The sequence below is a fragment of the uncultured Sphingomonas sp. genome (assembly GCF_902806265.1).
In the GTDB taxonomy this organism is placed as follows: Bacteria; Pseudomonadota; Alphaproteobacteria; order Sphingomonadales; family Sphingomonadaceae; genus Sphingomicrobium.
Map to the genome: position 1 here is coordinate 1 of NZ_CADCVZ010000015.1, position 20,806 is coordinate 20,806.

Genomic DNA, 20,806 nt, shown 5'->3' on the forward strand with positions numbered 1-20,806 from the left:
TCAAGGGCAGCGCTGCCATGCACGCTGGGATTGATCTCGCCGGTCCGGTCGGAACCCCGATCTACGCCACCGCCGACGGCACCGTCAGCGACGCTGCCTGGAACTCGGGCGGCTACGGCAACCTCGTTAAGCTTCACCACGGCCGCGGCATCGAAACCCGCTACGGCCACCTCTCGCAGATCCTGGTCCGCCCGGGCCAGCGGGTGAAGCGTGGCGACATGATCGCCCGCATGGGCTCGACCGGCCGCTCGACCGGCTCTCATCTCCACTATGAAGTCCGGATCGACGGCCGCGCGGTGAATCCGATCCCCTTCATGAAGTCGACCGACTACCTGCTCGCCATCCGCAGCCGCGGCACCGGCCCCTCGATGGACCAGGTCGCGCTCGGCGGCCCCACTGCCGGTAAGAAGTAAGCTGAAGCGACCGAGCGCGGCGCTAGGATTGCTTCGGCAATCCTGAGCAGCGCGGAGAGAGCGCTTTGGCCGGGCGGCCTGCGCCGGTCAGGCGATAGGACCGACGGCTAGGATTCAATCCGTGCCGGCTCTTCAACTTGTCGAGACGCCACTCGGACCTTACCTCTTTCAAGGTGACCGTTACCCTGACCAACAGCGCTGCCAAGCGCGTCGCAGCGATCGCGCAGCGCCAGGGCAAGTCCCCCATGCTGCGCCTGTCCGTTGACGGCGGCGGCTGCGCCGGCTTCACCTACAGGTTCGCGCTGGCGGAAGGGGTCGACGGTGACGACACGGTCGCCGAGACTGATGGCGTGAAGCTCGTCGTCGACCCGATGAGCCTGGAATTGGTGCAAGGCTCCGCGGTCGACTTCGTTGAGGATCTGGGCGGCGCCGCCTTCAAAGTTCAGAATCCCAACGCGGCCAGCGGCTGCGGCTGCGGCTCAAGCTTCTCGATCTAGCGTCATCTCCGCAGGCCGGGACTTCTGGCGTCCCGCTAATCTCGCGGAACCCGCCTTGCGCCGGGATGACGACTTCCCCCGTGCGCGCTAAGCGCACCCGATGAAACTCGCCACCTTCAACATCAATGGCGTCCGCGCGCGCCTGCCGCGCCTGCTCGAATGGCTGGAGCGCGAACAGCCCGACATCGCTTGCCTGCAGGAGCTCAAGTGCGCCGATGAGGCGTTGCCGGTCGCCGACATTGAGGCGGCGGGCTACGGCGCGGTCTGGCACGGGCAGAAGGGGTTCAACGGCGTCGCCATGCTTGCGCGCGGCCGCACGCCCGACCTTCGCCGGATCGGCCTGCCCGGCGATCCCGACGATACCCACAGCCGCTACATTGAGGCGGAAGTTGACGGTTTGATCGTCGCCAGCCTCTACCTGCCCAACGGCAATCCGGTCGGGACGGAGAAGTTCAGCTACAAGCTCGCCTGGATGGAGCGCCTCCGCGCCCACGCCGCCGAACTGCTGAAGGAGGAGCGGGCGGTGGTCCTCGCCGGCGACTGGAACGTGCTGCCCGAGGACCGCGACGTCTTCTCCGCCAAGGCTGCCGCAAACGACGCCCTGATCCAACCCGAGACCCGCGCAGCCTGGCGCCGCATCCTCTACCAGGGCTGGACGGAGGCCCTACGCGCGCTCCACCCCGCCGAAGACCGGCTTTATACCTTTTGGGATTACACCGCCGGCTGCTGGCAGCGCGACGCCGGTTTCCGCATCGACCATCTGCTGCTGTCGCCGATTGCCGCCGATCGCCTGGAAGCGGCCGGCGTCCACCGCTGGGCGCGCGGCGAGGAGAAAGCCTCGGACCACGCCCCGACCTGGATCAGCTTACGGGAGCCGGCCTGAAGCGGAGCAGCGGCTAGTGCGCTGATCTCTGCTCCACACCGACTCCCGTACGCCCGTCGAAACGGGTGGCTTTGGCTGTTTTACAGGACCAAGCCGGTCAGGTTGTGCACTCCGGTCACCGCCACGGTGAAGTCGGCCAGCCCGTCGCCGTTCACGTCGCCTGCGATGAAGCTATTGGTCCCGTCGTTGTAGACCCGCAGCTGCCCTGCGACCTTCGTGAAGGCGCCCGCACCGACGTTGGTGAAGCCCTGATCGCCGGTGACGAGTTCATTGGCGTCGATTTGGCTGAAGTCCAGCACGTCGCCGCTGCGCCAATCAGTGACACGGTCGTTACGCGCGTTGGCAGCCGAGTCGAAGATGAAGCGGTCGTTGCCGCTGCCGCCGGTCAGTAGGTCGGCCCCGCCGCGTCCGTTGAGCAGGTCGTTTCCACCCTGGCCGAGTAGCGCATTCCCGACCGCATCGCCGGACATCCGGTCGCCATAGGCGCTTCCGGAAACACGCTCGATCCCGATCAGCGTGTCGCCGCTAGCCTCGCCGTAAAGCTGCGTCGTCCGGGTCAGGTCGACGTCCACTGCCGCCCCGGACCATTTGTAATTGACGGTGTCCCGGCCGAGGCCGCCGCACAACACGTCCGTCCCACCTGATCCGACCAGCGTGTCGTTGCCCTCGCGAGCGTCGACCCGATCGTTGCGGGGCGTTCCCCTTAGCGTGTCGTCGCCGGCCGTGCCGACCAGCGTTGGCGCGCTGATAGTTGTCGGTGGCGGCAGCGGCGGCGGCGGCGGCGGCGGCGGGGGCGGCGGCGGCGGGACGGGCGTCTGGGTTGCGGTCGGCGTCACGCCGGGGATCGAATTATGTACCCCGTCAAGCGTGACCGTGAAGTCCGCATTGCCGTCGCCGTCAAGGTCGCCAGCGATGAAGGTTCTGGTCCCATCGTTGAACACCCGGAGCTGGCCGGCGACCTTGGTGAAGGCCTCCGAACCGATCGCGGTGAAGCCCTGCACTCCCGCGACCAGGCTGTTTGCGTCGACCGCGGTGAAGTCGAGGATGTCCCCTGCCTCCCAATCGGTGATCCGGTCGCCGTCAGCGTGGATCGCCGAGCCGAACACGAAGCGGTCGGTGCCGGTGCCGCCCGTCAGGACGTCGGCTCCGCCGCGCCCTTCGAGCACATCGTTGCCGGCCAGCCCCTTGAGGACGTTGGTGCCGGCGTCGCCCCGCAGCTTGTCCGCCTTCGCGCTCCCCGTGAGGTTCTCAACGGTGCGCAGAGTGTCGCCGGAGGCATCGCCGTTCACCTGGGTCGCCCGGGTCAGGTCCACGTCGACCCCTGCGCCGGACCAGTGGTAGCTCACGGTATCGACGCCATTGCCGCCGATCATGAGGTCCGCGCCGCCGGTGCCGTTCAGTACGTCGTTGCCGTCGCCACCATCCATGGTGTCGCTCCCCGACGTCCCGTTCAGCACGTCGTCGCCCGACGGGGCCGGCGGCGGTGGCGGTGGCGGCGGCGGTGGCGGCGGCGGCGGCGGCGGGGGCGGCGGTGCGACCTCGAAGCCGTCGACCATGTACTTCTGGAGCAGGTCGAAGAAGTTGGATTCACCCTTGGTCGGGCTGCCCATGAACATGGAGTAGGTCGCCGGCCACCAGAAGCCGCCGCCCCACGCGGTACCCGACACGCCGTTCGCCTCCATATACTGGATGGCGCGCTCCTGCACTTCCAGCCAGCGGGCATCGTTGCTCGGTACGCCGAATTCGCCGATGAAGCCCTTGAGATTGTTGGCCTTGAGCCAGTCGAAGAATGGCTTCAGCTTGTCCACCCCAACGTTCGCGTAGGCGCCTTCCTGGTCGTAGCTGCCGACATAGGTGCCGGACGAGTTCCGATCGAAATACTGGTGCGCTTCGTAGATGATGTTGTTGGCCGGATCGCGCAGGATGAAGTCGCGATTGATCGACATCCAGCTATGAGCGCCAGACCAGCCGTCGCCGTTGGCGTAGATCGCTTGGGTCGCGTCAACGGTCCGGATCGCGTCCACCGCCGCCTGGGCCGCGGCTTTCCAGATGCCGGCGCCGCCCATGTTGTGCGGCTCGTTCATGATGCCATAGCCGACCAGCGCGGGCGAATCCTTGATGGCGCCCGCGAGCTTCTGCCAGAAATCGGCGAACTGCGCGTTCGACACGCTGGCCGAGCCGATCGTCTGGTCGTTGTACCGGCCGTAATTATGCAGGTCGACGATGACCTTGACGCCAAGCGTCTGGGCATCGGCCAGGAACTGCTTCAGCCGCGCCAGCTCGGTCGGGTCGAGTGGGCCGCCCAGGGTGGGCTGCATCCGCTCCCAGCCGAACGGCAGACGGATGAGCTCAACACCACGGTCGGCGTAGTACTTGATCTCGTCGAAGTTCGGGTAATGATAGTCACGGCCATAAACATTCCCGTAACCGAATTCGGCCCCCGATAAATTAATGCCGATCATAGTATCCCCCCCGGGATGTTCTTGAGACAAGATACAAAACAATCATTTGTGTAGTCGCTAGGCGCTACCCATGAGTCAGTTCTACGTTGAAAGTGTTACTCGGTTCTTAGCGCGGCATTGCCCCGCAGGGCGGAAGGTTCAGCGAGCTGCCCTGGGAACTAAGATCACTAGCGATATTCTTGCGCTCATCGCGCAGTAGACGCGTCCGCAGGCCTACCGGAGCGCTTTCTCGTACACCCGGTAAACCTTGTTGATTCTGGCGCCGGGCAGCTGGGCGATGCTGATCATCCCGTCATTGTCGTCCAGCACCCACCCGATCTCCCCACGCGACGCACCATAGCTCTCGATGCACACGGCCCGCGTTCGCTCGATCATCATAAAAGCCAGCTGCCCCGCTAGCCGGCTGCCCTGGAGCGCCTTCGCCACCCCCATCAGCGGCACCCGTATCCGGCGCACCCGCGGCCGTCGGAGCCGCCACAGCAGCTTGGCCCAGCCGAACGGGAACAACCTCCCATCAAGATCGCGAATAAGCTCGTTGATGTCGGGGATGGTGATCATGAAGCCGCGCGCGACCCCGTCCACCTCCGCCACATAAACCAGATCTTCGAAGATGATCGGCTTCAGCTTCTTGCCCGCATAGGCGATCTCCGCCTCCGTTAGCGGAACAAAGCCCCAGTTGTCCGACCAGGCGTCGTTGAGCAGCCCAAGAATCAGCGGCGCTTCCTCGTCGAACCGCCGCTTGTTCACCCGCCGCACCCGGATTCGCCCGTTGCGCTGTCCGCTTTCCACCAGCCGCTGGATCAGCGGCGGCATCTCCACCCGGATGTCGAGCTCATAAGTATAAAGGTCCTTAACCCCGTGGTAGCCGGCCGCCTCCAGCCATCCGCGATATCCCCGCCGATGGTGGCCCATCATCGCGGTCGGTGGCTCGTCGAAGCCCTCGACCAGCAGCCCCGGCTGGTCCCAGATCGACAGGCTGATCGGCCCCAGCGCCCGGTTCATCCCCGCCGCCCGCAGCCAGTCCTCCGCAGTCCCGAGCAGCGCCGCCGCGGCCTCGGCGTCCAGCGCCTCCAACATGCCGATGAGCCCGGTACCCGCACCCATCTGCTCCAGCACCAGCGCGTCCACCTGCGCGCTGATCCGGCCGACCGCGCGCCCGTCGCGCTCCGCTAACCAGAAGGCGGCGCGGGCATGTTCGAACCACGGGTTCTTGCCCGGGGTGATCAGCGCCAGCTCCTCGCTCTTCAGCGGCGGCACCCACTGCGGATCCTCGCGGTAGACGTCCCACAGCAGGTCAACGAAGCGGCGGCGATCTGCCTTGGTGCTGACGGGGCGGATGACGAGGCTCATGGCAGGGGAGGGCTAGCCCCAAAGCTGACCCCGCGCCACCGCCCGCTACAATCCTCGCACCATCGGCCTGCCGCCGCCGCCCAGCATTAGCTCGGACAGCGCCCACACCATCGCGTCCGCCCGGTACGGCGACCCGCGGGCAGTATAGCCGCCGGGCGTGAAGCCGGTCAGCTCGTCCTCCAGTTCGGGGAAGAAGCCGGCCAGCCAACAGCGCCCGGACTCGAACAGCGCCGCCACCGGCTCCGCCCGGGCCGCCTTGCCGCGGGTGGCGTGCACCTTACGCACGGCCAGCATCGGCGCCGCGCCCTTCAATACGCTTAGCACCATGTCGCCGCCGTTGTTGGCCTCCGCCACCACCCGTTCGGCGCCCCAGCTGTCGGCCGCGGCGACGACCTTGCGGGCCCAGCGGTCCGGCCGCTCGCCGCGGCAGCTCGCATCCGCCAGCACCACCCCGCGCCCGTCCCGGGTCAGCCCGCACACCAGGATGCCGCAGGCGTCGCCTTCCGCGGTGGCGGGCGGGTCCACCCCGACCACCACCCGGACGCAGCCAAGCGGTCCGGGCATCAACCGCCGCGCTTCCAGCAGGTCGCGCGTCCACAGCGCGCCGTCCGCTTCCTCCAGCAGCTCGCCGTCCAGCTCCTGCCGGCCGAGGCGCGTCCCGGCATAAGCCGCTTCGATCGCCTGGATAAAGGCGGGCGGCAGGTCGACATTCTCCCGGGTTCGTCCGCCGCGCACCGCGACTCCGGGCAGCGCCTTGATCCGCTTGAGCAGGCCGGTGTTGCCCGGCGTGGTGGTGACCAGCACCCGCGGCTGCGGGCCCAGCCGCATCCCCATCATGAGGTTGTCCCAACTATTGTCGGCGTCGCGCCATTTGCCCAGCTCGTCGGCCCAGGCGAAATGATGCTGGGGGCCGCGCAGCCGCTCCCCATCGGCGCCCGAGAAAGCGTGGGCGACCGCCCCGGACTCGAACCGCAAGCTCGCTCCGGCTGGCCGACCATTTCAGCTTCTCGCCCGGTGGGTTGCAGCACAGCAGGCCGCTTTCTCCTTCCACCATCACCCGCGCGACTTCCTCCAGCGTCGCCCCGACCAGCGCGATGCGCGCGCCGGGATGACGGCGGGCCTGTTCCAGGATCCATTCGGAACCGCTGCGGGTTTTGCCGAACCCGCGCCCCGCCAGCAGGGGCCATACCCGCCAGTCGCCTTCCGGCTCCCACTGGTTCGTGCCTGCCGCGGCATCCCACGTCCAGGCAAAGGCACGCACGTCCGCAGGCGACAGGGCGGCCCAGACGCGGCTCTTGATCTCGTCCAGTTCCCGCGACAGCCGCCGCAGCAGCGTCAGGTAGCGCTTCACGCCTCCGTGCCCTGTCCCGGCTCCTTGCCCTCGAGAGGGACGTCGGTGAGCAGCTTCATGCGCCGCATCACCTCAAGCCGCTTGGTCGCCTCAGAAAGGTCCGATCGCTTGGGCAGGACGTCGCCGGGCGCTTGCCCCATGCTCTGGCGATGCCGTTGCAACATCGCGTGGGCCAGCTTGGCGTCCATGCCGCTCATGCGCGCGGTCGCGTCATCGTCCGTTTCGATTCCGTCCAGCAGTTCGCGCGCGCGCCGGACCAGGTCGGCCTCCAGCGCCGCATAGCCCTGCTCCTGGGCGGCCACCCAGGCGTCCTGAAAAGCTTTGCTCCGCCGCCGCAGCCGGTACACGGTGGTGGTGTCCACCCCAGCCGTCTATGCCGACATCCGCACGTTGCAGGTCGACGCGAAACAATCGAGGAACGCCTTTCGCTTGACCGCGCTGAATGCACGCCCCGGTGCCTTCCGCGCCTGCAACAGCCGTCCCTTGCCCCGCGCTGATCGCCGGCTCCGCTTCTTTGCCCATCTGGTCCCCTCCCGCTCGTGCAACGAAAAGGTGATTACGTTTTGTCAAATACGTAATTCCCAACGAAAAAGCCGTAGGGCCCCCGGCCCACGGCTTTACGAACTCCAACGTGCAAGTAAGTACCGAAACAGCGTTACGCTGTCAAGCCAAAACTAACCAAAAAGGTTCATGTAGGTTCAGCGCGAGGGCGGCCCGGCTGCGCCCTCGCTCCTGGACTTCCTAAAGCACCAGCCCCGTCAGGTTGTGCAGGCCCGCAACCGTGACGGTGAAGTCCGCTACGCCATCGCCGTTCACGTCGCCGGCGATGAAGCTGTTGGTGCCATCTTCATAGACCCGCAGCTGCCCTGCGACCTTGGTGAAGGAACCCGACCCAATGTCGATAAAAGCCTGGTTGCCCGTCACCCGTTCGTTGGCATCGATCCGGCTGAAGTCGAGCAGGTCGCCTCCGCGCCAATCGACTACCCGATCGCCATTGGCGCTGCCTGTCGAATCGAAGATGAAGCGATAGCTGCCGCTGCCGCCGATCAGGACGTCTTTGCCGCCCCGACCGTTGAGCGTGTCGTTGCCGCCGTTTCCGTTGAGCGAGTTCGCGCCGGCGTCGCCGCTCAGCAGGTCGCTCTTCGCGCTGCCTGCAACGGACTCGATCCCGATCAGTGTGTCGCCGGAGGCATCACCATTCCGCTGGGTCGCCCGGGTCAGGTCGACATTCACTCCGGCGCCGGACCAATGATAGCTGACGGTGTCGATGCCCGAACCTCCGGCCATCACGTCCGCGCGCCCGGTTCCCACCAGCACGTCGTTGCCTTCGCGGCCGTCGATGCGGTCGGCGTTCGGCGTTCCGCTCAGCCGGTCGTCTCCCGCCGTGCCGACCCGGGTCGGATTGCTGATGGTGGTGGTCGGCGGCGGTGGCGGCGGCGGCGTGGTTACGTCGTCAGTGTCGTTGTCACTGCCGCCGTCTGCGCCGCCGTCATTGTCGTTGTCGGTCCCGCCGTCATTGTCGTTGTCACTGCCGCCGTCATTGTCGTTGTCGGTGTCGCGGTCACCGTCGTCGCCACTGTCGCCGTCATTGTCGTCGTCACTGTCGCCGTCACTGTCGCCGCCGCCCATGAGGTCCTTCAGTGCCTCGAAGTAGTCAGTCTCACCCTTAGTCGGGCTACCCATGAACATGGAATAGTTCTGGGACCACCAGAAGCCGCCGCCCCAGCCAGTGCCGGCAATGCCGTTTGCCTCCATGTACTCGATGGCGCGCTCCTGCACCTCCAGCCAGCGGTCGTCGTTGCTCGGTACGCCGAACTCGCCGATGAAGCCCTTGAGATTGTTGGCCTTGAGCCAATCTACGAAGGGTTTCAGTCGGTCCACCCCGACGTTCGCGTAGGCGCCTTCCTGATCGTAGCTGCCGACATAGGTGCCGGACGAGTTCCGATCGAAATACTGGTGCGCTTCGTAGATGATGTTGTTGGCCGGGTCGCGCAGGATGAAGTCCTTGTTGAACCTCAGCCAGCTGTGGGCTCCCGACCAGCCATCGCCGCTAGCGTAGATCGCTTCCGTACCGTCAACCCTGCGGATCGCGTCTACCGCGGCCTGCGCAGCGGCCTTCCAGATACCGGCGCCGCCCATGTCATGCGGCTCGTTCATGAGGCCGTAGCCGACCAGCGCGGGCGAGCCCTTAATGGCGCCCGCGAGCTTCTGCCAGAAATCGGCGAACTGCGCGTTCGACACGCTCCCCGAACCGATCGTCTTGCCATAGTACCGGCCGTAGTTGTGCAGATCGACGATGACGTTGACGCCTACGCTATGCGCATCCGCCAGAAACTGCTTCAGGCGACCAAGCTCGATCGGATTCAGGGGACCGCCGGCAGTGGGCTGCATTCGCTCCCAATCGAATGGGAGCCGGATCAGCTCCGCGCCGCGCTCGGCGTAGTACTTGATCTCGCCGATCCCCGGATAATGGTAATCACGGCCATAGGTGTTGCCGGAGCCGAACTCGGCTCCCGACAGATTGATTCCGATCATCTGGTCCCCGCCCGATTATAGGATTTAATTGCAAGGGAAAGCAGGCGCTGCCCTTTCCTCCCGCGGGCCCGCTACCTCGCAAGGTCGTCGCACAACAGCAACGATTACTAAGTTGTCGGCCAAGCGTGAGGTGGGCCGGACGAAGAGGCTTCCTGTCTTCAACAATGGTTAACAAGGTTCGCTTGTTAACAGCCGATTAGCTTGCGCGACCCGCGCCGGGAGCGGCGCTGCCGTTCTGCGCTTAGCCTCAAACACCTGGCGCTGCCTTGTTGGTGCCGGATTTCGACCCTAACTCCCCGCACAAGGACAGTAATCCATGGCAGATCTTACCTTCCATTTGGGCGGCCTCGCACGCGCTGCTAACCATCGCACTATCGGTGGGCGCGCTCGCGCGATTGCAGATGACAAGGCGATGCTGCGTGTAGCGGCCGATCTTACTCGCGACCTCAACGTCCCGAATCGGTCGTTCTACTGGTGCGATCTGGCTGGCTCGGCCGCGCTGGGGTACCTTGCGCTAGGCGTCGCAGTGGTAAGCAGGGATGCCGTTGCCCTTCTGGCAGGCGTTATCGCGATGCTAGTGCTGTACCGGGCTGGCAGCTTCATTCACGAGGTCACCCATATCAAGCATAGCCAACTGCCGGGCTTCCGCCGCGCATGGAACCTGCTGATCGGCGTTCCCCTGCTGGTGCCGTCCTTTCTCTACGAGGGAGTCCACAACCTCCACCACGCCAAGACGCGCTACGGCACCTCGGAGGACCCGGAGTATCTCCCGCTGGCCTCCATGAAGCCGTGGACGCTGCCGCTGTTCCTAGTGACCTCGGCGCTGGCCCCGATTGCCCTGTTGATCCGCTTCGCCCTGCTTGCTCCCTTGTCGCTGGTCAGCCGTTCGTTGCGCGATGCGGTTGTGGGTCGGCTGTCGGGACTGCAGATTAACCCGCACTTCCGCCGCCGTCCTCCAGAGGGTGAACTCAAGCGGCGCTGGCTGGTGCAGGAAGCCGCCTGCAGTGTCTGGGCGATCACGATCCTTGGCCTGGTCGTTTCCGGCACGCTGCCGCTGCGCGAGTTCGGGATCTTTCTCGCGATCGCAGCCGGCGTGATGTTCCTTAATCAGGTCCGGACGCTGGTGGCCCACCTGTGGGAGAATGAGGGCGAACAGATGTCGGTTACGGCCCAGTATCTCGACAGCGTCAACGTCCCCCCGCCCGCGACCCTGCCGGTTCTATGGGCGCCCGTGGGCCTGCGGTATCATGCGCTGCACCACCTACTACCCGGCGTACCCTACCACAATTTGGGCGAGGCGCATCGTCGCATCAGCGCCGCGCTCGATGGTGACAGCACGTTTCACGAGACCAATCACCGCGCGTTGTTGCCCTTGGTTCGCCGGCTCGCGTCGTCCACCCTGAGGCGCTAGCCGCTACTTGAGCGCAGCCAGCAGCTGCTCCGGGCTGCGCACATTCAAAGGCTGACCGTTGAGGCGGTAGGTCGGGGTTCCCGACACACCAGCCGCCTTGGCTGCCGCCTGGGTCTTCTGCAGCCAGCTAAGCCCGGCCGGGTCGGCAACGCAGCGGTTGGCGGCAACGGGCGTCAGGCCGTGCCGAGCCGCGAGCGTGCCCATGCCGGTGACTGCCACCACCTGCCGGTTGAACGCGCCCACGCCCTGTACCTTGGCGGCATCGAGCGCTGCGCGACGGGTCGCGTCCGCCATCGCGCCGCGCAGCCGCTCGGTGATCGCCTCGCTGTTGCGGTAATAATCTTGGATAAAGGCGAAGCGGTGGGACGTCGGAATGCAGCGCACTACCAGCGTGGCGGCGACGTCGTGCGGGAAGATGAGGTAGGGGCGGTATTCGAATTGTACCCGGCCGGTCTTCACCTGCGCCATGATCTGCTCGTCCGCCGCCTGGCTGAAGTGCGCGCAGTGCGAACAGTTGAGCGAGGCATACTCAACCAGCTTGAGCGGTGCGGCAGCTTGGCCAGTCCGCCAGCCGATCGCCGTGTTGACAACGGTGCGCGACCAGTCCCTTGGTGCCGCCGCAGTGATTGCAACGGCTATGCCGAGTAACAAAACAAGCTTCATCTGCGACTACTCCTCGCTCCGGATCAGCACGGTTTCGCCGATAAGCAAGAACAACACAAAGGGCGCCCAGGCCGCAAGCACGGGCGGGTAGGCCCCCACGTTGCCCATGGCGAGGGCGAAATTATCGGCTACGAAGAAGCCAAAGCCGAGTCCCATTCCAACTGCCGCCCGCAGCAGAACCTTTCCCGAACGGGCGAGGCCGAAGGCTGCCACTCCGGCGAGGAGCGGCATGAGCAGGGTGGACAGCGGATTGGACAGCTTGTGCCACAAGGCCGCTTCCGCCGCGGCGGTGGGTCGACCGGCAAGGCGTAACTCCTCCACCGCTTGGCGGAGCGAAAAATAGTCGGTGCCATCCGGGTCCACCTTGGCGAGGGTGAAGCGTTCGGGCTCGACGCCCTCCAGCGCGGTGAGTTCCGGTAGGCGGCGCTGAAAGTTCATGCCGCTGTCGTACAGTCGAACCCCCCCAAGGCGCCAAGCATCGCCTTGCGGCACCGCCCGGTCGGCATCGATGATCCGGACGACGCTCTCCCCCTCGCGATCGAAGACGGTAAGCCGCTCCAGCCGAGTCGCCGGGCCGCGTCCGGCCACCATCCGCACGCGCACCATGTCTTCACCGTTGACCAGCCAGACGTTGCTCAAAATTCCGCTCTCGGGCGGCAGCGGGCGATAATCGTTGTCGTCCCAGGCGCTCAGCGTCCGAGTAGCCTTGGTAACCACTAACTCGTTGAAGGCGAACGAGACTGCCGCCAGCGCGATACTGGTGACGATGAGGGGAGCGATGATCTGGTGGGCCGACAGGCCCGCGGCCTTCATCGCGATGACTTCGCTGTTCTGATTCAACGCAGCAAAGCTGATCAGGGTGCCAAGCAGAAAGGAGAAGGGAAACGCGAAGGAGATGAGCTGCGGCAGGCGCAACGACACATATCTCCACAGCTCCGGTTCGCCATTTCCCGGCACATCCAGGATCTTGCCGCTTTCCGACAGCAGGTTGAGCGTCATCAGCACCAGGCTGAGGCTCAGCAGAACGGCGAAGCTGCGGGTCAGGAACAGCTTGACCGTATAGAAGGCGAGCCGCCGCGAGGGAAAGAAGTGGAGATTGATCATGCCCCGGCTTCGGCCTCGCGACCAAATTGCGGGAGCAGCCCGCGGATTGCCTTGCCGACCTTGCCGGCGGCGCGCTCCAGACTGCCGATCGGCTGCCCCCCGGGCTTGGTCGCCAGGGTTCGGTACATCCAGACGATCAGCGCCGCGAACAGGAGGAACGGTACCCAAAGCGCGATTTCCGGCAGGATCTTGCCGCGCGTTCCCGCGCCTTCCGCCCACTGGTTGAGCTTGTGATAAGCCACCACCAGGACGATCCCGACGAAGATGCCAAGCGAAGAGGCGCTGCGTTTGGGCGGCACCGCAAGGGCCACCGCGAGCAGCGGGATGAGCAGCATCATCGCCACCTCGACCAAGCGGAAGTGAAGATTGGAGCGAGCGGCAAGCTCGGCCTCTTGGTTCTTCGCCGTTCCTCCGTAACTCTCGCTCAAGAGTTCGGGCAAGGTGCGTTCATCCACCTCGTCCTCGGCCGCTCCGCGAGCCCGGAAGCGGTCAACTTGCGGGAGGTTGATCGGCAGGTCGTAGCTCTGGAAGGACAGGGTGCGCGGCGTCTGGAACTTGGCGCTTTGCTGGATGAGGCGACCGCGATCGAGCCGGAACAGGATGGTGTCGGGATCGTCCGTCGACAGGAAGCGGCCATGCTGGGCGGTGGCCACGATGCTGGTGCCGGAGTTGTCGTCCGCCTGGACGAAGATACCATGGAGTTGGGTGCCATTGCGTTCACTGCGATCGATCCGCAGCGTGAAGCGCTTGGAGAGCGTGTTGAACTCGCCGACCTTGAGGCTGGCGCCGAGCGCACCAGACCGAAGATCGAACCGCAGCCGCTCATACCCATAATGAGTCCACGGCTGGAGCCAGCCGACGATGAACAGGTTGAGCAGCAGCAGCCCGACGGCAAAGGCGTAAGGCACCCGCAGCAGCCGCCCAAAGCCGGCGCCCACCCCGCGTAGTGCATCCAATTCGGATGAAACCGCCAGCTTGCGAAAGGCCAGCAGCACGCCCAGTAGCAGCCCGATGGGAATGCCCAAGGCGAAATACTCCGGCAGCAGATTAGCGAGCATCCGCCACACCACGCTGACCGGGCCGCCCGAATTGATCACGAAATCGAACAAGCGCAGCATCTTGTCGAGCACCAGCAGCGCCGCGGCGAGCACCAAGGTCCCGAGCAGCGGCACCAGGACGGACTTGGCGATGTAGCGATCGATCAGCGAAAGGCCGCGCACGGTTTGCGTCGCTCCCACACCATGATTTGGCCGCAAATCACAGCAACATAACAGGTGGACGGTGGCGAGCCCAACCGTCCGTGTTGCGCGTGCTTATAGCGGGATCGATGAACGAGACCATGCCAAAACATCGGTGGCCATCGAGCCGGGTGACGGTGGCGCTCACACCGGCATGTGTCGGACAGCAGCTTGGCTCCCTGGCTCCGTGTGACTGAGGGCGCCATGGCAGCAAAGCGCATCGCCCTCCTGTCGAATCCGAATTCCACCGGCAACCTGTTGCAGTTGCCTCGGATACGGTCGTTCTGTGCCGATCACCCGGACATCTTCCATTACGAAGTCGAGCATGCCGAGCAGATCGGCGAGGCCCTGAAGACCATCGCTCGGGTGCGCCCCAAGCTGCTGGTCATCAACGGCGGGGATGGCACGGTACAGGCCGCGCTGACCGAGTTGCACAATGGCGGACACTTCGGGAGCACGCGTCCTCCGGTAGCGGTGCTGCCTAACGGGAAGACGAACCTCATCGCGCTGGATCTTGGCGCGCGCGGCGATCCGGTCGACGCGCTGAAGCGGTTCATGGACATCGCCAGGAACGACCTGGGAGATCACCTCGTCGCGCGGGAGCTCATTGCGCTGCGCTGCGGCTCGGGCGAGCAGCGTCCGGTGATTGGCATGTTCCTGGGCGGGGCGGGGCTGGCCGATACCATGCTCTACTGTCGGCACCGGATCTATCCGCTGGGTTTGCCCAATGGGCTAAGCCACTTCATTACCGCCATTGCCGTGATCATGCGCGGACTGTTTGGCATCAAGGCGAGCTTCCTCCCGCCGGCGCCCGCACCGCTTCAGGTATCCGGACCCAACGGCGGCCCGATAAACGGGCGCTTTGCACTGCTCGCGGTCACCACCCTCGAGAAGCTGCTGCTGGGCAGCCAGCTGCGGGCCGGTGCGGGCGGTGGGCCCTTGAAGATGATCGCGATCGAACAGCGGCCTGGTTCGCTGCTGCGCGGGCTGATGGACGGCCTGGCCGGACGCTTTGCCAATCGGCCCCTGCGGGGCGTCCATGTGGAGGAGGCCAACGAGATCAGCATCGAGGGCGAGAGCTCGAGCGTGATCCTCGACGGCGAGACCTTTCAGGCAAGCGTCGGCCGTCCGATCCACCTGAGCCCCGCTTCCCCCTTGTCGTTCGTGCGGCTGGCAGCCTGAAGGCAAGCGATGAGTGGACTCGAGCGCCTCGTCCGCGAGGAACTACTCCAGCCGGTGGATTCCCGAGTGGAAGGGGTCGCCGCCGCGATCGCGCAGCGCCATGGCGCTGCGTCCCGCGCGGTGCTGTTCTACGGCTCGTGCCTGCGGGAACGGCAGCTCGATGGGCTGATGCTCGACTTCTACCTGATCGTTTCCGACTATCGCGCTGCGTACACTTCCGGCTGGCTAGCTCAGGCGAACCGCTTGATTCCGCCTAACGTGTTCCCATTCGCGCACAACGGTCTCGCCGCCAAATATGCGGTGCTGAGCGAGGCTGACTTCCACCGTCTGAACGGACCGGAAACGCGCAGCGTGTCGGTGTGGGCACGGTTCGCGCAGCCCTCGCGCCTTGTCTGGTCGGCAGACGAGGCTGCGGCCCGCCGTGCGGTCGCGGCAGTGGCGCGGGCCGCCCCAACCTTGCTCAGCGCGGCGCTTGCCGAACTGCCGAACGACCAGCCGCCGTTGGAGCTGTGGCGCGGAGCCTTTGCCCTGACCTACTCCGCGGAGCTTCGGGCGGAGAAGAATAGCAGGGGTGGCAGCGTGGTCGACGTCGATCCCGCGCGCTACCGGCGCTTCACCGGGCCGGCGCTTTCCGCTGCGCGGGCCGAGGGTCGGCGGCGGGCGGGCGGCTGGCGCCGCCGCCGGGTGGAAGGCAAGCTGCTGTCCGTGCTCCGGCTCGCCAAAGCGAGTACGACGTTTGCCGGCGGCGCCGAGTACATCGCCTGGAAGATCAATCGCCATGCCGGCACGGATATTCGCTTGGCGCCGTGGCAGAAGCGCTGGCCGCTGCTGGCCGCCATTACTCTTGCGCCAAGACTGATTCGCTCGAAGGCGGTCCGTTAAGGTAGCTTAGCCGACGGCTCGGCTGACTTCTGGACTATCCCGGTGAAGGGCGGTCGCGACGGCGGCCGCCAGTCCGCTTACGGTGAACGGCTTACGCAGCAATTCGTGGCCGACCATGTCACCACTATCGCCCTCGCCGACGTAACCGGTGACGAACAGTATGGCGGTATGCGGTCGTCGCGCCTTGAGCTCGCGGACAAGCTCCGGACCCGCCATCTCGGGCATGATCACGTCGCTGATGACGAGGTCGAAGTCCTGGCTATCGAACAAGGCGATCGCTTCCGCACCGGATGAGCAGGCGACCGGCCGATAGTCGAGGTCCTCCAGCGCACCGACAGTAGCGGCACGAACTCGGGGATCGTCCTCGACCAGCAGGATGCGTGCGCCAGGGACTGTTGGCTCGGTTTCGGTCCGGCGCTGCATGGCGGGATGCATCCTGATCTCGGCCGGTTCCACCTGCGTTCGCGGCAGGTAGATCGACACGGTTGTTCCAACGCCTACTTCGCTCTCGATCCCGACTTCGCCCCCCGACTGGTGCGCGAACCCGAAAATCTGCGACAAGCCGAGGCCAGTGCCCTTGCCGACTTCCTTGGTCGTGAAGAAGGGCTCAAATGCGCGCTCCAGCACCTCGGGGGTCATGCCGGTGCCGGTATCCCGCACCGAAATGCGAACGTAATCGCCCGCGCGGACATCCCCGACTTCGTTCGCGGCCAGGGTGACGTTCGCGGTGGTGATCTCCACCCTGCCTTCGCCGTCCATCGCGTCCCGCGCGTTCACCGCCAGGTTGACGATGGCATTCTCCAGCTGATGTGGGTCAACGAAGATGGGCCAGGCGCCTCCCGCGAGCCTCACGTCGACCCGGACTCGCTCGCCCAGGGTCCGATCAAGCAGCTCGGACATGCCCGAGACGAGTTCGCGCGGGTCCGTACGGATCGGCAGCAACGGTTCAGATCGAGCAAAGCTCAGCAGCCTCCGGGTGAGGGCGGCAGCGCGCGTGGCCCCTTCCATCGCATTGTTGAGGTGCGTGGTAACCTCGCGCCGCGGGCCATTCAGCCGGCGCATGGCAAGGTCGATCCCGCCGACCACCACGGCCAGCATGTTGTTGAAGTCGTGCGCGATGCCGCCCGTGAGCTGTCCGACCGCCTCCATCTTCTGGACTTGGCGAAGCTGTGCCTCGGCGGCTTCGCGCTCCTCGGCCTCCGCCTTCAGGGCGGCATTGGCGGCGGACAGCTCCTGCGTGCGCAGGGCCACTGCCCGCTCGAGCGTTTCCGCTTCCCGGCGCGATGCGCTGTTCTGCCGAAGAGCCTGGATCGACACGAAACTGAGGGTGATCGCCGCCAGGCCGACCACCACGCCAAGCCAGGACAGATAATCCGTCAAGCGGTCGGCTTCGGCCGAGAAGAACTGGGTGCGCAGCATGCTTCGGCGAAGCACTCGCCGTTCCGCGTCGGCGATCTCCACCAGCTTCTCGCGCAGGTCCGGTCCGGTTTGCGAGCGTGACGCGGCATAGAACAGCGGCGCGCCGCCCTGGCCCGCCTTGGCCAGCGCAGCACGGGCAGCGGGGGCGATCTCTTCGCCGCGGTCAAGGTAAAGCTGCTCGAGCTCGGCGACCCGGCGGAGCTGGCCGGGGTTGCGCCGGACGGCCTGCTCGAGTTGCTGGATCTGGTAGCCCGCTCGAGTCCATTGATCGCCGTAATAGCGGCCGCTTGTCTTGAGCTCCTCGTCGAGAACGAAGCGGCCGAGCGCCGCCTCCGCCCGGGACAGGGTGGCGTCGACCGTGCGTACCAGCAGGGTCACATCGTAGGCGTGGCGTTCCTGCTGCAGCGCCATGTCGCGGGCCTTGTTGGACACGGCGACGAGCAACACCATGCCGAGCAGGATCAGCGTCGCGAACAGCCCGCCGGCCGCGGCCCCGACGCGCCGCCAGTCGAAGCGATCTTCTTCACCTCCGACATACATACCGTAACTTTAGGCTGCCTACTTCGCTTCGGCTAGCCCTGTTGCGGGATCGGGTGTGGTTTGGAGGCTGGCATTCAGACCCCGTGTGCTAATCGGCCCCATGCGCTTGCCCTTGTCTATCGCTCTTCTTGCAGTTTCGCTTGCCGCAATCTCCGGCGAGGTCCGCGCGGCGGAGCCGATCCTGCAGGCTCCCAGCGCAGCTTTGGCGGCCGACGCGGCGAGCTATGCCGAGGCAATGGCTGTTCCTGCGCCCGAGGCGGAGCGCCGCCTCGCGCTCCAAGGGGCAAGCGTCGTCGTAACCGAGCGGTTGAGGGCACAATTTGGGGACCGGCTGGCCGGCCTGTTCATCGAGCATAGTCCGGAATGGCGGGTGGTCGTACTGCTCAAGGGAGAGCAACCCACAATAAGGCTGCTCATGCCTACCGGGCACCTCAAGGTTCCCGTGGAACTGCGCGGCGGCGCTGCGGCAAGCCGGGCGGAGGTACTTGGCGCAATCGACCGGCACCGCGGGCAGATCGCGGCGGTGGTCCCAGGCTCCCGCGGCATGGGGCACGATCCGCGCACGGGCGAGCTCGTGGTCATGCAGCGCATGTCGAGCGTGATCCGTCCCGCGGCCGAAGCCGAAGCGGAGCTTCGCCGGCTGACCGGCGTGCCCACTCGCCTCCGGCGATTGCAGGCGAGTTTCGAGAATGCCGGGGCGGCGGGCGGCTCGCGCGTCGAAGGCTCGGACGGCAGCGGGCGGCGCTGGTTCTGCACCACGGGTTTCCTGGTCACCGATGGTAGCCAATTGGGAGTGACCACTGCGGCGCACTGTCCCGACGCCCTGACCTACCGTGGTCCGGACGGGGAAGAGCGCCTGCTGAAGTTCACCGGGGGCTGGGGCACCGCCTACCGCGACGTTCAGGTGCATACCGGGGTGGGCCGCGCCGAGCCTTTGTTCTTCGCCGACCAGGCGCGCTCGGTCGCGCGGCCGGTCACCGGCTGGCTGACCCGGCCAATGACCCGCGCCGGCGACTGGGTGTGCAAGCGCGGGGAAGCCAGCGGAGCGAGCTGCGCCCTCGTTGAAATGACCGACTTCGCGCCGCCGGGCGAGCTGTGCGGCGGACTTTGCTCCACCAGTTGGGTGACGGTGAAGGGACCCCAATGCAACCGCGGTGACAGCGGCGCGCCCGTATTCATCGGGACCACTGCGCTGGGCGTGCTGAAGGGCGGCGCCTTTCTGACCGGCGGAGCCTGCGCCTTCTACTATTATATGTCGGTCGACTATCTGCCCGGAGACTGGCGGCTGGCGGTCAGCCGATAACGCCCGTCTTGCGGCCCGCCGCTCCGAACATGCCGAGGATCTCGCGGACCTGTTCGCCGGTATGTTCCGCGCACAACGAGCAGCGGAGCAGAGTCATGCCCTGCGGGGTCGCCGGGGGCCGTGCGAGGTTCACGTATAGGCCCTCATGCAGCAGCGCTTCCCACATCGCCGCCCCGCGCTCGAGGTCGGGCATGGTGACCGCGATGATCGCGCTCTGCGGCTCGTCGGTGCCGAGCTTGAAGCCGAGGTCCTTGAGCCCGCCATGCAGCTGGCGGCTGTTCTCCAGCAGGTGCGCGCGCTTGCTGCCGCCGTGCATCAGCTTGCGGATGGAGGTGGCGGCGGTGGCGACCACACTGGGCGGCAACGAGGCGGTGAAGACGTAGGGACGGCAGACCAGGCGGAGGATCTCGAACTTGGGGTGGTTCGATACGCAGAAGCCGCCAACGGTGCCGACCGACTTGGAGAAGGTGCCGATGATGAAGTCGACGTCGTCGATGACGCCCTGCGCTTCGGCGACGCCCCGGCCGTGTTCGCCGATGAAGCCCATCGAATGCGCCTCGTCGACCAGCACCATCGCGCCCGCGGCCTTGCAGACGGCGACCATCTCCTTGAGCGGCGCGGTGTCGCCGAGCATGGAGTAAACGCCTTCCAGTACCACCAGCTTGCCCGCGTCCGGCGGCAGGCGCTTCAGCCGCTTTTCGAGCGCTTCGACGTCGTTGTGACGGAAAGCGACGATCTGCGCGTTGCCGAGCGCGCAGCCGTCGTAGATCGACGCGTGGCTGTCGGTGTCGAGGATGATAAAGTCATCCTTGCCCGCCATAGTCGAGATGATGCCGAGGTTCGCCTGGTAGCCGGTCGAGAACACCATGGCATGGTCCATGCCGTAGAACTCGCGCAGCGCGTCCTCGCACTCGCGGTGGCCCTGGTAGGTGCCGTTCAGCACCCGGCTGCCGGTCGTGCCCGAGCCATATTCGTCCAGCGCGTGCTTACCTGCCGCGATCACGTCGGGGTCGAAGGTCATGCCCATGTAGTTGTAGGTGCCGAGCAGGATGGTGCGGCGCCCGTTGCAGATGGCGACGGTCGGGCTTTCGACCCGCTCCATCACCAGGTTGAACGGGTCGGTCAGGCCGGTCGAAAGCAGCTGCTCGCGCTGCCCGATGAGCGGGTCGAACTTGCTGAACAGGTCGCGTGCCGCCGGCCCGTCCGGAGCGCCGCCGACGGTCATCTCGATGCCGGGATCGGTCACTTGGACCCCTGTAGTTCGCCCACCGCGTCCACCAGCTGTTCGACCGTCTCGATCTCGGCCGCGCGGTTCATGGTGATCAGCACGTCGAACTCGTCCTCGACCGCAGCCACGAAGTCCATCACGGTGAGGCTGTCCCATTCGAGGTCCTGGGCGAAGCGGGTCTCCTCGGTCACCTCCACGCCCTTCTTGTTGAACTCGGTAATGAGCCGAAGGATGGTCTGCAGCCGTTCGTCGCGGTCGGTCATGGGGCAAGCGTCCTAGTGTTCGGCGGTGGCGATGACAACGAAGTGCGGCGACAGTCGGGCAGAGGCGGTTACGGAGTTGCGA

Annotated in this window: 19 protein-coding genes; 7 read left to right on the forward strand and 12 right to left on the reverse strand. The window is 66.0% G+C overall.

The window, feature by feature from the left end; genetic code table 11:
• From QZX62_RS03710 to xth, 3 genes are all read left to right on the forward strand, one after another.
• On the forward strand, positions 1-413 hold a 413-nt coding region (locus tag QZX62_RS03710; RefSeq protein ID WP_294172218.1), incomplete at its 5' end, for a M23 family metallopeptidase.
• Between the two features lie 173 nt (positions 414-586).
• Positions 587-910, forward strand: a complete 324-nt coding sequence (erpA, locus tag QZX62_RS03715) for an iron-sulfur cluster insertion protein ErpA (RefSeq protein WP_294172219.1) — start codon at positions 587-589, stop codon at positions 908-910.
• 100 nt (positions 911-1,010) lie between these two features.
• Positions 1,011-1,793: an exodeoxyribonuclease III gene (xth, locus tag QZX62_RS03720; RefSeq protein ID WP_294172220.1), complete on the forward strand. Its 783-nt coding sequence runs from the start codon at positions 1,011-1,013 to the stop codon at positions 1,791-1,793.
• Positions 1,794-1,873: 80 nt separating this feature from the next.
• On the opposite strand, the gene QZX62_RS03725 is transcribed toward xth, so the two are convergent.
• The 6 genes from QZX62_RS03725 to QZX62_RS03750 all read right to left on the reverse strand — a co-directional run bounded on the left by QZX62_RS03725 (position 1,874) and on the right by QZX62_RS03750 (position 9,491).
• Positions 1,874-4,255, reverse strand: a complete 2,382-nt coding sequence (locus QZX62_RS03725; protein ID WP_294172221.1) for a cellulase family glycosylhydrolase — start codon at positions 4,253-4,255, stop codon at positions 1,874-1,876.
• A gap of 213 nt (positions 4,256-4,468) precedes the next feature.
• Entirely contained in the window at positions 4,469-5,605 is a 1,137-nt protein-coding gene (locus tag QZX62_RS03730) for an N-acetyltransferase (RefSeq protein ID WP_294172222.1), read from the reverse strand.
• Positions 5,606-5,650: 45 nt separating this feature from the next.
• Positions 5,651-6,523, reverse strand: coding sequence for a terminase family protein (locus tag QZX62_RS03735; RefSeq protein ID WP_294172409.1), 873 nt, complete (start codon positions 6,521-6,523; stop codon positions 5,651-5,653).
• Entirely contained in the window at positions 6,456-6,956 is a 501-nt protein-coding gene (locus QZX62_RS03740) for a hypothetical protein (RefSeq protein WP_294172223.1), read from the reverse strand. Before QZX62_RS03740 ends, QZX62_RS03735 begins: the two co-directional genes overlap by 68 nt.
• On the reverse strand, positions 6,953-7,318 hold the full coding sequence (locus QZX62_RS03745; RefSeq protein WP_294172225.1) for a hypothetical protein: 366 nt from the start codon (positions 7,316-7,318) through the stop codon (positions 6,953-6,955). The genes QZX62_RS03740 and QZX62_RS03745 overlap by 4 nt, the downstream gene beginning before the upstream one ends.
• A gap of 379 nt (positions 7,319-7,697) precedes the next feature.
• Positions 7,698-9,491 carry a cellulase family glycosylhydrolase gene (locus QZX62_RS03750; protein WP_294172226.1) on the reverse strand — a complete coding sequence of 598 codons (1,794 nt, stop codon included), beginning with the start codon at positions 9,489-9,491 and terminating at the stop codon, positions 7,698-7,700.
• Between the two features lie 316 nt (positions 9,492-9,807).
• On the opposite strand from QZX62_RS03750, the gene QZX62_RS03755 reads away from it, so the two are divergent.
• Entirely contained in the window at positions 9,808-10,902 is a 1,095-nt protein-coding gene (locus QZX62_RS03755) for a fatty acid desaturase (protein ID WP_294172228.1), read from the forward strand.
• A 3-nt stretch (positions 10,903-10,905) separates the two neighbouring features.
• Here the strand turns inward: QZX62_RS03755 and QZX62_RS03760 are convergent, their stop codons facing one another.
• The 3 genes from QZX62_RS03760 to lptF are packed head-to-tail and all read right to left on the reverse strand — an operon-like array spanning position 10,906 to position 13,889.
• Positions 10,906-11,565 (reverse strand): thioredoxin domain-containing protein, encoded by a 660-nt coding sequence (locus QZX62_RS03760; protein WP_294172229.1) that lies wholly within the window; start codon positions 11,563-11,565, stop codon positions 10,906-10,908.
• Positions 11,566-11,571: 6 nt separating this feature from the next.
• Entirely contained in the window at positions 11,572-12,669 is a 1,098-nt protein-coding gene (gene lptG / locus QZX62_RS03765; RefSeq protein ID WP_294172231.1) for an LPS export ABC transporter permease LptG, read from the reverse strand.
• Complete coding sequence (lptF, locus tag QZX62_RS03770) at positions 12,666-13,889, reverse strand: LPS export ABC transporter permease LptF (RefSeq protein WP_294172233.1); 1,224 nt, start codon at positions 13,887-13,889, stop codon at positions 12,666-12,668. Before lptF ends, lptG begins: the two co-directional genes overlap by 4 nt.
• A gap of 222 nt (positions 13,890-14,111) precedes the next feature.
• On the opposite strand from lptF, the gene QZX62_RS03775 reads away from it, so the two are divergent.
• Positions 14,112-15,089 (forward strand): diacylglycerol kinase family protein, encoded by a 978-nt coding sequence (locus QZX62_RS03775; protein ID WP_294172235.1) that lies wholly within the window; start codon positions 14,112-14,114, stop codon positions 15,087-15,089.
• 9 nt (positions 15,090-15,098) lie between these two features.
• Entirely contained in the window at positions 15,099-15,971 is an 873-nt protein-coding gene (locus QZX62_RS03780) for a hypothetical protein (RefSeq protein ID WP_294172237.1), read from the forward strand.
• Between the two features lie 6 nt (positions 15,972-15,977).
• On the opposite strand, the gene QZX62_RS03785 is transcribed toward QZX62_RS03780, so the two are convergent.
• On the reverse strand, positions 15,978-17,930 hold the full coding sequence (locus tag QZX62_RS03785; RefSeq protein ID WP_294172239.1) for an ATP-binding protein: 1,953 nt from the start codon (positions 17,928-17,930) through the stop codon (positions 15,978-15,980).
• Between the two features lie 112 nt (positions 17,931-18,042).
• Here QZX62_RS03785 and QZX62_RS03790 point away from each other — a divergent pair, with 112 nt between their 5' ends.
• Positions 18,043-19,233, forward strand: a complete 1,191-nt coding sequence (locus QZX62_RS03790; protein ID WP_294172241.1) for a hypothetical protein — start codon at positions 18,043-18,045, stop codon at positions 19,231-19,233.
• Here the strand turns inward: QZX62_RS03790 and QZX62_RS03795 are convergent.
• Both QZX62_RS03795 and QZX62_RS03800 read right to left on the reverse strand, forming a co-directional pair.
• On the reverse strand, positions 19,223-20,458 hold the full coding sequence (locus QZX62_RS03795; RefSeq protein ID WP_294172410.1) for an aminotransferase class I/II-fold pyridoxal phosphate-dependent enzyme: 1,236 nt from the start codon (positions 20,456-20,458) through the stop codon (positions 19,223-19,225). The two genes, QZX62_RS03790 and QZX62_RS03795, sit on opposite strands and share 11 nt — an antisense overlap.
• 17 nt (positions 20,459-20,475) lie before the next feature.
• A complete protein-coding gene (locus tag QZX62_RS03800; RefSeq protein WP_294172243.1) occupies positions 20,476-20,724 on the reverse strand; it encodes an acyl carrier protein in 249 nt (82 codons plus the stop codon).
• Positions 20,725-20,806: the final 82 nt, after the last annotated feature.

Bases quoted from the DNA above. Each gene is read 5' to 3' on its own strand.
- xth (WP_294172220.1), top strand. From the start codon at position 1,011: ATGAAACTCGCCACCTTCAACATCAATGGCGTCCGCGCGCGCCTGCCG.
- QZX62_RS03725 (WP_294172221.1), bottom strand. From the start codon at position 4,255: ATGATCGGCATTAATTTATCGGGGGCCGAATTCGGTTACGGGAATGTT.
- QZX62_RS03730 (WP_294172222.1), bottom strand. From the start codon at position 5,605: ATGAGCCTCGTCATCCGCCCCGTCAGCACCAAGGCAGATCGCCGCCGC.
- QZX62_RS03750 (WP_294172226.1), bottom strand. From the start codon at position 9,491: ATGATCGGAATCAATCTGTCGGGAGCCGAGTTCGGCTCCGGCAACACC.
- QZX62_RS03755 (WP_294172228.1), top strand. From the start codon at position 9,808: ATGGCAGATCTTACCTTCCATTTGGGCGGCCTCGCACGCGCTGCTAAC.
- QZX62_RS03760 (WP_294172229.1), bottom strand. From the start codon at position 11,565: ATGAAGCTTGTTTTGTTACTCGGCATAGCCGTTGCAATCACTGCGGCG.
- lptG (WP_294172231.1), bottom strand. From the start codon at position 12,669: ATGATCAATCTCCACTTCTTTCCCTCGCGGCGGCTCGCCTTCTATACG.
- QZX62_RS03775 (WP_294172235.1), top strand. From the start codon at position 14,112: ATGGCAGCAAAGCGCATCGCCCTCCTGTCGAATCCGAATTCCACCGGC.
- QZX62_RS03780 (WP_294172237.1), top strand. From the start codon at position 15,099: ATGAGTGGACTCGAGCGCCTCGTCCGCGAGGAACTACTCCAGCCGGTG.
- QZX62_RS03785 (WP_294172239.1), bottom strand. From the start codon at position 17,930: ATGTATGTCGGAGGTGAAGAAGATCGCTTCGACTGGCGGCGCGTCGGG.
- QZX62_RS03795 (WP_294172410.1), bottom strand. From the start codon at position 20,458: ATGACCGTCGGCGGCGCTCCGGACGGGCCGGCGGCACGCGACCTGTTC.
- QZX62_RS03800 (WP_294172243.1), bottom strand. From the start codon at position 20,724: ATGACCGACCGCGACGAACGGCTGCAGACCATCCTTCGGCTCATTACC.